General features: G+C 35.4%; 6 protein-coding genes. 3 read left to right on the forward strand and 3 right to left on the reverse strand.

The window, feature by feature from the left end:
* Positions 1–170: 170 nt before the first annotated feature.
* Positions 171–632: a regulatory protein RecX gene (locus M2326_RS16840; RefSeq protein WP_264620714.1), complete on the reverse strand. Its 462-nt coding sequence runs from the start codon at positions 630–632 to the stop codon at positions 171–173.
* Positions 633–1,099: 467 nt separating this feature from the next.
* Between M2326_RS16840 and M2326_RS16845 the strand changes: the two genes are divergently transcribed.
* Positions 1,100–5,425, forward strand: a complete 4,326-nt coding sequence (locus M2326_RS16845; protein WP_264620715.1) for a LamG-like jellyroll fold domain-containing protein — start codon at positions 1,100–1,102, stop codon at positions 5,423–5,425.
* A 233-nt stretch (positions 5,426–5,658) separates the two neighbouring features.
* Positions 5,659–7,884: a T9SS sorting signal type C domain-containing protein gene (locus tag M2326_RS16850; protein ID WP_264620716.1), complete on the forward strand. Its 2,226-nt coding sequence runs from the start codon at positions 5,659–5,661 to the stop codon at positions 7,882–7,884.
* Positions 7,885–7,945: 61 nt separating this feature from the next.
* On the opposite strand, the gene bioB is transcribed toward M2326_RS16850, so the two are convergent.
* Both bioB and M2326_RS16860 read right to left on the reverse strand, forming a co-directional pair.
* Positions 7,946–9,031, reverse strand: coding sequence for a biotin synthase BioB (gene bioB / locus M2326_RS16855; protein ID WP_264620717.1), 1,086 nt, complete (start codon positions 9,029–9,031; stop codon positions 7,946–7,948).
* Positions 9,032–9,223: 192 nt separating this feature from the next.
* A complete protein-coding gene (locus M2326_RS16860; RefSeq protein ID WP_264620718.1) occupies positions 9,224–10,156 on the reverse strand; it encodes a bifunctional riboflavin kinase/FAD synthetase in 933 nt (310 codons plus the stop codon).
* A gap of 220 nt (positions 10,157–10,376) precedes the next feature.
* Here M2326_RS16860 and M2326_RS16865 point away from each other — a divergent pair, with 220 nt between their 5' ends.
* Entirely contained in the window at positions 10,377–13,052 is a 2,676-nt protein-coding gene (locus M2326_RS16865; RefSeq protein WP_264620719.1) for a zinc-dependent metalloprotease, read from the forward strand.
* The last annotated feature ends 363 nt before the right edge of the window (positions 13,053–13,415 follow it).

The raw sequence follows: 13,415 nt of genomic DNA on the forward strand, positions 1-13,415 counted from the left end.
CAGAGAACTCTATGAGATTTTGACCTTTAAAAATTTCCATTATTTCTATGTTTTTCAATACTTTAAAGATATGAATTTAACTGCTTACCTCAAAATATTTAAATCTCTTTTTCAAAAAAATGCTACTGTATTATTTAAAAAATCCATTTTATTAGCACATCGATTATTTACTATTCGATCAGTTCTAACCCTTTGACTTTATCGTATACCAAAAAAGACTCAAAACCTCTTCGAAGAAAATAATCACAGAATTTTTTTCGTTTTTTTAATGCATTTCTTTCAGCTATAGTATCCCAATATTTCTGAGACCAAATCTCGAAATTAGTATGATACTCCCCCTCTATTTCCTTAAAAGCAATCTTAATTAAAGTTTGATTGATTTTTCGAAATTTGAGTTCGTTTGTAATTCGGACTTTCCCCCAATGCTTAATGCGGTGTTTTCCTCTGGCGAAACTACATGCAAAACGTTCTTCGTTTAGAAAGTTATCAGCGATAAGCTGACTTACAACAACATCTATTTCATCAGACTCCATTTTCATTTCCCATAATTTAGAAATCACTTCTTGATGACAACGGTCCTGGTAGGCGCAGTAATGTTCTATTTTTCGTTTTACTTCTTGGAGAATGTACATTGCTAATATGTAGTATTTTTTGAAAGCGAAAAATACAAAATTAAGGGGAGATTATCATTTTAAATTTCTATTACAAAACATTTATTATCAAATATTATTCTTAAAAAAACTTAAAGCATGTATTTAATCGATAAATAAAAACTATCATCGAATTTTATTCGTATATACTTTTAAAAGCTTTTCTTTGCAAATTAAGAAACTTGATTAGCCCCAAAATCAAATTCACTTATTATGAAACACCTATTTACTACAAACCGATTTTCTTGTATTTATATTCGGTTCACATTTTCAAATAATCGAAGCACAACTGTCCAAACTTTTAGAACGGCAAACACCTCATCATTAGTTCTACAAAAATTTGAATAGTTTTTAATATTGGCCTATTTTACCTCTATTAAATTCTACAAAACAATAACTATACTTAATTATTTAAAAAATATTTTTATATAATTACTATAATATCGAATATGAAAGCACTTCAAAAAAAGATAAATATATTATTTATTATACAATCATCAAATACATTTTATACATTTTTAATAGTATTGTTTAGCTCTATATTTCCCGTTATTTCTTATGCCCAATTAGCTACGCCAACAGGAACAGTCACAAATTCTACTTGTTCCAATACTGCAACTGGTTCAATTTCTATTACAAATATGACTACCGCAAATGCACTTACTTTTTCAAATGCAAGTAATAATTATGTTAATTTAGGAAGTTCATTACTTAGTAATAAAGGCAAATTCACTTTGGAAGGTTGGATACGATTCAAATATGCAGATTTAAGCGGAAAAACTAGGATGAGTTTATTTGGTCAAAATAATACTTTAGAATTTGGTTTTTCTAACGCAACAACTATTGAGCTATATTCGCCCGTTACAGGTGCAGCTACAGCAACAATCCCTACTGGGCTGAATGAATCTAAATGGCATCATATTGCCGCAGTTGGGGATGGAAGCAATATAAAAATTTACTTTAATGGTATACTGTTGAGCACAACAACTGCTGTCAGTAGTAATTACGGAAGCGATACCACCTACAATTCCAAAATTGGAGGTGGAGTTATAGATGCAACTGGAGGCTCCTTTCCTGGAAGTATTATGAAAGTTGGTTTATATAGCACCGCGTTATCTGCTACAGAGATTACTAAATTGGCTAATTGCCCGAAAACTTACACTGGTTCTGAAACAGGACTTATTGCAGCTTACAACTTTTTTGATGGTTCTGGACTAACTTTGACTAAACTACCAACGGGTACTAACGGTACGCTTGAAAATTCGCCAGTATGGTCTAACCCATACAACTATGCATGGACCGGCCCTTCTGGATTTACTGCAGTAACAAAAAACATATCATCATTAGTAGCTGGAAACTACTCCGTTACTGTTTCTACTGGAGGAATCTGTACTGAAACAAAATCATTCCTAGTCGAATCTTCCACAGTTGTTCCTGCAATAACCAATATGACAGCTACAATATGCAACACTGTTGATTTCACGAGTACACCAGTAAATGGCACAAACGGTTATGTCCCCGCTGGCACCACCTTTTCGTGGTCTGCCCCAGTAGTTACTGGAGGTTTAACAGGAGGACTAGCAAGCTCAGGATCACCTACTAGCATTACTGGAACTTTGACAAACCCAACAACTACTGCACAAACAGCAACTTATACAGTAGTTCCATATGTATCAGGTTGCACCGGAAATACGTTTACGCTCATAGTAACAGTAAATTCACCCGGTAGTATAGGTAATACACAAACGATATGTAGTGGTACTGCTCCTGCCGCTATAACATCAACAGCACCAGGTACTGGATCGGGGACAATAAGTTACGAATGGCAAACGGACACTAGTGGAAGTTTCACAACTGTTACTGGCGCTACGAATGCTACTTATACCCCACCCGCATTGACAGCTACAACAAAATACAGAAGAAGAACACTTGCAACAAGTGGTGGAATTACCTGTTATTCGGATTATTCAAATGAAATAATTATCACTGTAAGAAATCCAATCCCGCTTAATGTAAGAACAGATACAAATCCAACATGTGATGGTTTTATTGCAAGATGGAATATCGCCTCTGCATCATTAAGTCCTGATTATTATATTGATATTGCTACCACATCAACATTTACTGCAGGTACTTTTGCACCGGGTTATAATAATACTAATCTTGGATATACAAGCAATCATACAGTAACAGGATTACAACCCAATACTACTTATTATTTTAGAGTAAGAGCTGTTTCCAACTCTCCTAACTGCACTAGTGCTAATTCTTTAGTAGAGCCAAAAAGCACTTTCCCTACTACGTTAGCACCAGTACAAGGTAACACAGGTGCTACAACTTGTGATGGTTTTACTTTAAATTGGTCACTTGCACAAAGAGCTACTTCTTACTACATTGATATCGCCACCACAAATACTTTCTTACCTAGCGAGATGGTGGCTGGAAAATCTAATATTGAAATTTTAAGTTCAAGTATTCGTGAATATGTAGTAACAGGACTAGAACCAGGAACTTATTATACAAGAATAAGAGCTTCCGGACCTTGTGGCACTAGCCCATACTCTATTACTAAAACAGGGGTAGCTAACGGAACGGTCAAACCTACTCTAAGTGCAATAACCCATCCTACTTGTGCTAGCGCCAATGGTAATCTAAGCATTACCAATTACAGTACTGAAAATGTATATACAATAACACCTACGGGAGCTATAAATAATGCAGGGGCTATAACAGGAACAGCAGGAACTTATACCATGACAGCTAAAAGCAACTTAACGAGCTGTGTTTCACCATCTGTTACTTTTACTATAAATACTCAACCAGCAACACCTATTGCCCCAGCGGTAGGAACAAGAACTCATCCTGATTGTAAGATAACAACTGGAACCGTCGTACTGAATGGACTTCCATCATCAGGCACTTGGGATTTATATCAAACTGGAACTACATCACCTATAGTTACAGGCGGAAGCGGAACAACGTATACTGTGACTGGCTTAACAGGAGCAACCTATACTTTTACCGTAAAAAATAATGTAGGATGTACCTCCCCTATTTCGGCTGATGTTGTAATTAATCCAGTAATTACTAATACTTGGAATGGAAGTGCTTGGTCTAATGGAGGAAATACACCAACACTTACACAAGCCGTTATCTTTAATGGGAATTACAATTCAACTTCAAATGTTGATGCTTGTTCGTGTCTAGTAAAATCAGGAAGAACAGTAACGTTTAATTCGGGTAATACTTTAAAAATAAATCATCAATTAATAGTAGAAAATACAGCCAACTTAACTTTTCAAAACAATGCTAGTTTGGTACAAATCAATGATTCTCCTTCGCCTTCAAATTCAGGAATCATTACTTATAACAGGGCAAGCACACCGATACTAAAAACAGATTATGTGTATTGGTCAGCACCTGTAAGTGGTTTTACATTGGGTGCAATAGTACCCGGAACTTTATACTACTCCTACAATGCTAGCACCAATTTTTGGTCAGGGGAATCCGAAAGCACTATAATGGGAGCTGGTGTTGGATACATTGTTAGAGGTGGAGGAACTTGGTTTGATACTGGCTCAACTAGCGTATCAGCTGCCTTTAAAGGCGAACCACATAATGGACTTGTTTCAGCAACTTCTGGAGGTGCTGGAAAAACAACTCTTACAGGAAACCCATACCCTTCAGCAATTGATGCAGATGCATTTATCATTGCTAACAGTGCTGTACTGGATGGCGCTTTGTATTTTTGGACACATAACACCGCAATTCAATTAGCTAGTGGCATTACAAATGGATCCGAAGGAACAGGGAAATACGCCTATACATCAGATGATTATGCTACGTATACACTGACCGGTGGCGTAGGTACAGGTGCGGGTGGCGCATCAGCTTCAGGGTCATCAAATATCCCTAATGGAAGTATCGCTTCAGGTGTTGCCTTTTTTGCAGATGGAAAAGGTGCAGCAGGTAGCGTTATTTTTAACAATAGTATGCGTTTAGGGTCAGGAGGTAGTGACCTAGTAAACTCGAAATTTTTCAGACCTGGATCTAGTATTAAAACAGCAAAAACAACTACAACAACTATTGTAAAAAACAGACTCTGGCTTAACCTAACCAACACTCAAGGTGCATTCAAACAAACATTAATTGGATATATCTCGGGTGCTAGTAATAGTTATGACAGCGGCTATGATGCCTTAAGCTATGACGGAAATATGTTTATTGATTTCTATAGTATAAATGAGAATAACCCATTAACTATTCAAGGAAGAGCATTGCCATTTCAAGACACTGACAAAATTCCCTTAGGATATCGTTCTACCATTGCAGGTGAATTCACCATCGCCATTGACAATACTGATGGCATTATGAGTAATCAGGATGTTTTTTTAGAAGACAAACTAACCCTTACAACTCATAACTTAAAGCAAAGTCCATACAAATTTACAACTAGTACTGGTATCTTTGACGATCGTTTCACTATTTCATACAAGACAGAAAAGACACTCGGAATTGATAATATTAAAACTTTAAGTAATGGAGTTATTGTTTCTCAAAAAGGCAACACTATTACTATCACTTCTTCTATAGAGTCAATAGGTGAAGTGTTCTTATATGACATCTCGGGAAAATTGATTTCGAGAAGAATAAATATCGATAGTAAAGAGATTACATTTCCTAAGGTTTCTAATTCAGCTCAAGTATTATTATTCAAAATAAAATTAGAAAACGATCAAATTATTCTGAAAAAGGTCTTGCAACAGTTCAACTAATCCTTTCCCTATTCAACAAAAGCCTCTTACAAATAATATGTAAGAGGCTTTTTTGCGTAATCAAGATTCCGTTAAACGATACAAATTATCACTACATCGGAATTACAACACATAATTAGCTAGTATATTGTTTGCCTCAAAAAATAATTTTATATTTATAAACAACTCATTTACAAGTATCTGACTTTTAAAAATAAATTATTTGCAAATTAAGTAATCAACTTATAGAATTAATGAAATCAAAATTACTATATCTACTTCTATTTTTTTCATTTATAGGATGGTCTCAAACTATTATTTTTAGTGAAAACATGGGTACACCATCTGGCGACACTCCTATTGCTTCAAATATTTTTCAAAACACAGCACCCATACTATTTTCTGGAACTGCTCAAGTCAGGATAACCGATTCTTCAGACCAAATAGGAGCTTCAGGAGCAGGAAATGTTTTTTTCACCCCTTCAAATCCAAGGTGTTTTGAAATTTCAGGAATAGACACTTCCAATTTCACAAACTTAATATTATCGCTGGGTCATTATAAAAATCAGAATGCTTTTAGTAATGAATTAATTATTGAGGTTAGTTCTGACGGGATAAATTACACCTCATTAACATACACTAGACCCACAGGAACAGGAACTACAGGATGGATATTATTAAGACCTTCTGGCACAATACCTACAACTTCAAATCTTAGAATACGTTTTAGATTTACTCCAACTGGAAGTGAATATTTCAGAATCGATGATATAGTTTTAACAGGAACACCAATTTGCGGAACAATTGCGACTACTTGGAATGGAACAAATTGGTCAAACGGAACACCTACTAGTACTGTACACGCTATAATCAATTCTAATTATGATACTGCTACTTTTGGCAATATCACAGCTTGTAGATTAACAGTAAATACTCCATTTACAGTAAATGTAGCTTCAGGAAACAGTTTGATTATACAAAATGAAGTCAAAGTGAACGGATCATTAACTTTCAAAAATAATGCAAGTTTAGTTCAAGTAAACGACAACCCCGTTACACCTAACACAGGAAACATCAACTACAAAAGACAAACTACCCAAATTACAAATTTTGATTATACGTATTGGTCCTCCCCTGTAGAGGGTCAAACTTTATACAATTTATCTCCGGGTACACTTTATGATAAGTTTTTTTCATTCAATGCCGCAGCTAATTTTTGGACACCAGAAAACAGTAGTAATACAATGACTGTAGGTCAAGGGTATATCATAAGAGGACCACAAACATATCAAGCACCAGCTGTACCTAGTCTTTATGAAGGACCATTTATGGGTGTACCCAACAATGGTGTAGTAACCGTACCACTTGGGGGAGAAGACAAATCAAATCTTATAGGAAATCCTTACCCATCTGCTATTGATGCTGATGCTTTTATCAATGCCAACAGCAGTGTGATTTATGGAACCTTATATTTCTGGACTCATAAAAGCGCAATAGCAGCTTCAGGTAGTGTTAACAATCCAGGCTCCGGTCAATATGCCTATACTGCTGATGATTACGCATCATATAATTTAACTGGAGGTACTGCCACAGCAATAGGAGGCACTGCTGCCACAACTGGTGGAGCAGCACCAACTAGGGAGATAGCAGCTGGCCAAGGTTTTATTGCTTTTAGCATGACAACAGGTTCGGCAACGTTTAACAACAGTATGCGTATGATTGGCGGAACCACCATTGACAATAGCAAATTCTTTCGACCTGCAACCGGTTCAAAATCTACCAAGAAAACTTCCGTACAAAGTGAAAATCGCCTTTGGCTTAATGTAACAAATGAACAAGGTGCTTTCAAACAAATACTCATTGGTTATTTAACAGGTGCAACCAATGGATATGACGCTAGTTATGACGGATGGAATTACAACGCCAATCCATACATAAACTTTTATAGCATTAATGATGATCAAAATTTTAGCATCCAAGGACGAGCTATTGAAACACAATTTGACGACAGCGTACCGCTTGGATATAGCAGTTCTATAAAAGGAGATTTTCAAATCGCAATAGACAACGTTGATGGTAACTTGGCTGAAAAAGATATCTATTTGACACACAAGAAAAACACAATCATGCATAATCTAAATTCTGGTCCTTATACCTTCTCTACAGATGCTGGCACTTTTGATGACCGTTTCCAATTGTCCTACCAAGCCAAAACAACCTTGGGAGTAACGGTTCATGATATAGAAGAAAACAATGTAATAATCTCTCAAAAGGAGAATATAATTACTATTCATTCAAACACTGAACAAATTAATGAAGTGCATTTATATGATCTTACAGGTAGAGAAGTCCTATCAAGTACAAAAGTCAACAATAAAGAACTTCAAGTTACTGTAACGCCTAAGAAGACACAAGTACTACTTATTAAAGTCAAGCTCAAAAGCGGAAAATTAGTTACTAAAAAAGTATTAGTCAATTAATTTTTTTGAGATATAAAAGAGCATAAAAAAACCGTTTCAAATTTGAAACGGTTTTTATTTATTATTTACCTTTTTGCGAAGCTTCAAGGTTTCTTTCAATTTCATGACCTGGTCTGGACCATTTTGGTTTTTCTCCCAAGGTTGTAAATTGTGATTCAGCAGCCTCTACAGTCTGTGGTTGTGATACTTTAGTAAAAGGCTTTTGAGGATTCAAACCTAACAAATCAAACATCTTCATGTCATCATCGACATCCGGATTAGGGGTTGTTAGTAACTTATCTCCAGCAAAAATAGAATTTGCACCAGCAAAGAAACACATAGCTTGTCCCTCTCTACTCATATTCATTCTTCCAGCAGAAAGACGAACTTGTGTCTCAGGCATGATGATACGTGTAGTAGCCACCATACGAATCATTTCCCAAATTTCAACTGGTTTTTCTTCTTCCATCGGAGTTCCTTCAACAGCAACAAGTGCATTGATTGGCACTGATTCTGGCTGAGGGTTTAATGTCGAAAGCGCTACTAACATACCGGCACGGTCATCAATACTCTCTCCCATTCCTATAATTCCACCACTACATACAGTTACGTTTGTCTTACGAACATTTTCGATTGTTTGAAGACGGTCTTCGTATCCACGTGTAGAAATTACTTCTTTATAATATTCTTCAGATGTATCTAGATTGTGGTTGTAGGCATACAAACCTGCTTCTGCCAAACGATGTGCTTGGTTTTCAGTAATCATACCTAGAGTACAACATACTTCCATATCCAACTTATTGATTGTACGGACCATTTCTAAAACTTGGTCAAATTCTGGACCATCCTTAACATTTCTCCAAGCAGCTCCCATGCACACTCGTGAAGAACCACCTGATTTTGCGCGTAGAGCTTGCGCTTTTACCTGGCTTACTGTCATTAAATCATTCCCTTCAATGTCAGTATGATAGCGTGCCGCTTGTGGACAGTATCCACAATCTTCTGGGCATCCTCCTGTTTTTATTGATAATAATGTTGAAACTTGAACAACATTTGGATCATGGTGTTCTCTATGAATTGAAGCTGCTTCGTAAAGCAAATCCATTAATGGCTTATTATATATAGCAATTATCTCGTCTTTTGTCCAGTTGTGTTTTGTGATACTCATCAATACGGTTTTTTAAAGCTCCAAAAGTAGTCAAATTGTTCGAATGAAGCAATGAAATTAACTAAAAGCAATAATTTGTAGCATCTACAATTTATGTATTTTCTTAGTTGTAAAATTATAAAAAAAACTACTTGTAAAAATACCTATACCAATTAGATAGTCATTGTAAAAACATACAATTACAAGCTCAACTTATTTAATTTTTTGTATGTAAGATAAGGCTTGCGCTTTATCTAACTCTATTTGATTTTTCAATAAGTCTATAGAATCAAATTTTTGCTCCGGACGAATATAATTCAAAATAGAAACAACTACTTCTTGTCCATATAAATCACCCTGATACTCTAAATAATGTACTTCTATAGATAATTCCTCACCTCCAACTGTAGGCTTGAAACCAACATTCATGATCCCATAAACGATTTTATTATCCAATAAACTTTTAATTACATAAACTCCATTCAGTGGGATTAATTTATAATCCTCTTTGATATTAATATTCGCAGTAGGAAAACCAATTGTTCGCCCTAACTGCCTACCATTTACTACTGTTCCCGTAAAGAAATAGTCATATCCTAAGAAATTATTTGCCAAACACATATCTCCTTCCACAATTGCTTTTCTAACTTTGGTTGAACTCACCGAAATACTATCTAGCTCTTGCACTGAAATTTGTTCCACTTCAAAACCATATTTTTCTCCAAACCCAATAAGATCATTTATATCAGCAGTTCTATTTCTACCAAATCGATGATCATGTCCAATAATAATTTTTTGAATTCGAAATTGATCTACAAGAATAGTTGAAACAAATTCCTCCGCGGTTAATCTCGAAAAACTTTCGTCGAAAGGATGAATAACTAAATTCTCAATTCCAATAGCCTCCAAAAGCTTTACTTTCTCTGGAATAGTATTTAGTAATTTAATTTCTGATTTCTCCTGTAATACCATGCGTGGATGAGGAAAAAAGGTCAAAACTAAACTTTCAAATTCATTACTTAGAGTACTTTGAATTAGTTTATCGAGTATCTTCTTATGTCCGATATGTACCCCATCAAAGGTGCCAAGGGTCAAAATGGTTTTCTTAGTAGAACTAAAATCTTTTATAGAATGAAAAATCTTCAATGTAATTGTTTTAAGATGCTGCAAATTTATAGTATCTATTTTAAATGTAACAACTTCAAGAATTGATTTTATGCTTTTTTTATAAAGGATTGAATCTTTTTAGTGACAGAAAACTAACCACATACCTTCTTAATCGTTATCATTTATCTAAAAAAAAATCCCTTACGAATATTTCACATTAAAATGCGTTATTTTTGAACCATTATATTCGCTTACAACTATGAAGAAATACATCCTACTTGTTCTACTTTTTGCAAACCACCTCTCCTCATTCGCTCAATACCACAACTCTTGGACAAAAATAAACCAAGAGGCCAACTCGATAACTAATAAACCTACTAATATCACACAACCGGAAAGGATATTATTATACCAACTTGATCTCACTACCTTTAAACAACTATTACCTTTAACTTATAGCAAAACTGCCAAAGCTAGTAATTCTATAATCGAAATACCTAATACCAAAGGCACATTGGAAAAATTCAGTGTTTGGGAAAACTCCAATTTAGAACCCGAATTACAAGAAAAATATAAAGATATAAGATCGTACGCAGGAAAAGGAATAACCGATAAAAATGCTACTTTGAACATTAGTATTTCCCCAAAAGGTATCCAAACCATTATCCTAAGAGCAGACAGCAGCTCAGAATTTATAGAAGCTTACCCAGAAAATCCTGCACTTTACATTGTTTTTAATAGCAAAACCACAGAAGAAGGAGCTACACATTTAACCTGTAAAACAGAAGAAAAGTCATTAAACAAACCTACTTTAAACCAAACCTCAAAAACTACTTCAAGCGCCAAAGTATTCAAAACCTTACGACTTGCTCTATCATGTACTGCAGAGTATGCAATCTACCATGGTGGTACTGTTGCAGGAGCATTGGCTGCAATGAATGCTACATTGACAAGAGTAAACGCAGTATTTAACCGCGATTTGGCCGTCAAACTAATCATTATAGCAAATAATGAACAATTAATTTTCACAAATCCAAAAACCGACCCCTATTCAAACGCTAGTGATCTAGACAATTGGGGACTTGAATTACAAAAAACTTTAACCAACACTATTGGTAACAGCGCATATGATTTAGGTCATGTTTTTGGTGCAAGTGGCGGTGGTGGTAATGCAGGATGCATAGGCTGCGTGTGTGACAACCCCAAGAATTTAGATTCTTATGGAAAAGGTAGTGCATACACCTCGCCAGGAAACTCAAAACCAGAAGGAGATGCTTTTGACATTGACTTTGTAGCCCATGAATTTGGACACCAACTCGGGGCAAACCATACGTTCTCCTACGATATTGAAGGTACGGGTGTAAATGTAGAACCTGGAAGTGGATCTACCATCATGGGATACGCTGGAGTAACAGAGTCCTATGACGTACAAGCCAACTCAGATGATTATTATTCTTTCGCAAGTATTTTACAAATTCAAACTAATTTAAGCACAAAAACATGTCCGATTAGTACTCCTATTGCAAATAATCCACCCGTTATAAACGCTGGACCCGACTATACAATTCCAAAAGGAACGGCTTTTATATTAAAAGGCTCAGGAACCGATCCAGAAGGAGATATTATAACATATAATTGGGAACAAAATGATTCCGCAACCACAGGAGCTAGTGAAGCAAATAGCCTAGCAATACCTACAAAGACAAGCGGACCACTATTTCGTTCAGTGTACCCAACAACCAGTCCTATGCGATATATGCCTAATTATGACAATGTACTATCAAATAAATTAACAAGCAACTGGGAATCTGTTTCAACAGTAGCACGAACACTTCATTTTGTACTTACTGGCCGAGACAATGCTATTCAAGGAACTGCTCAGACCAATAGTGACGAAACAGTTATAACCGTAAACGCAACCACCGGACCGTTTACCTTAACCTCTCAAAATACTGATGACGTCAGCTGGTTACAAGGTAGCTTTGAAACAATAACTTGGGACGTAAACAACTCAAATACACTACCTGGATCATCAAATGTAAACATTAAACTTTCTACAGATGGAGGATTAACATTCACCACAACTTTAGCAGCAAACATAGCCAATAATGGCTCAGCAAGAATAGAGGTACCCAATATAACCCAAAAAAATTGTCGAATACTCATTGAACCCATAGACAATATATATTATGCCTTAAACAGCAAAACTTTTGCAATTGGGTATGCAGTAGATTATACTTGCAACACTTATACTTTTTCTGCTCCTTTTGCCATACCCGAAAAAGCAGCTTACACTACTCGTACAATAACAAATCCAGCTACAACGGATATCGTCTCAAACATCAAGGTGAATGTGAATTTTACCCATAGTTATATTTCAGATTTACAAATGGATATCGTAAGCCCAAATGGTACTACAGTTAGCTTATTTGACAGATTGTGCAGTGACTCCAATGGCACACTCGACCTTACCTTTGATGACTCAGGAAGTGAGCTAGTATGTGGAAAAACTACACTTCAAACAATAGTACCCGCAGGAAACCTTGCTACATTTAACAATGAAAACCCAGAAGGAACATGGACCTTTAGAATTAGGGATGCTTTCACAACTGACACAGGAACTCTAAATAGCGCTTCTATAGTGATTTGCACAAAAAACTACACATTAAGACAACCTCATTTTGGGATTCTAAATCTTTTAGTTTACAAGAACCCAAACCAGGGTAAATTCACTTTATACTTGGAAAGCGATGATACAAATGAAATTTATACACAAATCACAGACATAACTGGCCGCTCCATCGTATCTAAATCATTTCCAAAAACACTAAAACTAGAAGAGACAATCGAAATTCCTAGCCCACAATCTGGTATTTATTTTCTGACCGTAACAGCTGGAAGTAAGAAAGAAATACGCAAAATCATAGTCAATTAACAAATCCTACTCAAGATCACTTAAGAATTCATACTAAAATACAATCCAAAATGAACATGCAATAGTTGACATATCAACATATGCTGGTTTTTTTTATATCGAAAGAAAATACACAAAATCAAACTATTTTACAATCTATGGAAAAATTTCCCAGAAACGTACTAGATATAACACAATATAGGATTACATATACATAACTATTTTCAACATACAAGTAAAAGAACATTTATACAAAAACTACCAAACAAAAAAAGAGCTATCAAAACTGAGAGGGCACTGAAAAACATCGCATATTTTGATTATCATTGTTTTTTAGACAATAAAAAAACGCTTGTAACAGGATTTATATAATCCGTTGCAAGC

This window comes from Flavobacterium psychraerolatum (genome assembly GCF_025960985.1).
GTDB lineage: Bacteria > Bacteroidota > Bacteroidia > Flavobacteriales > Flavobacteriaceae > Flavobacterium.

Coding starts and splice junctions, on each gene's coding strand:
- M2326_RS16865 (WP_264620719.1), top strand. CDS start 10,377: ATGAAGAAATACATCCTACTTGTTCTACTTTTTGCAAACCACCTCTCC.
- M2326_RS16845 (WP_264620715.1), top strand. CDS start 1,100: ATGAAAGCACTTCAAAAAAAGATAAATATATTATTTATTATACAATCA.
- bioB (WP_264620717.1), bottom strand. CDS start 9,031: ATGAGTATCACAAAACACAACTGGACAAAAGACGAGATAATTGCTATA.
- M2326_RS16840 (WP_264620714.1), bottom strand. CDS start 632: ATGTACATTCTCCAAGAAGTAAAACGAAAAATAGAACATTACTGCGCC.
- M2326_RS16850 (WP_264620716.1), top strand. CDS start 5,659: ATGAAATCAAAATTACTATATCTACTTCTATTTTTTTCATTTATAGGA.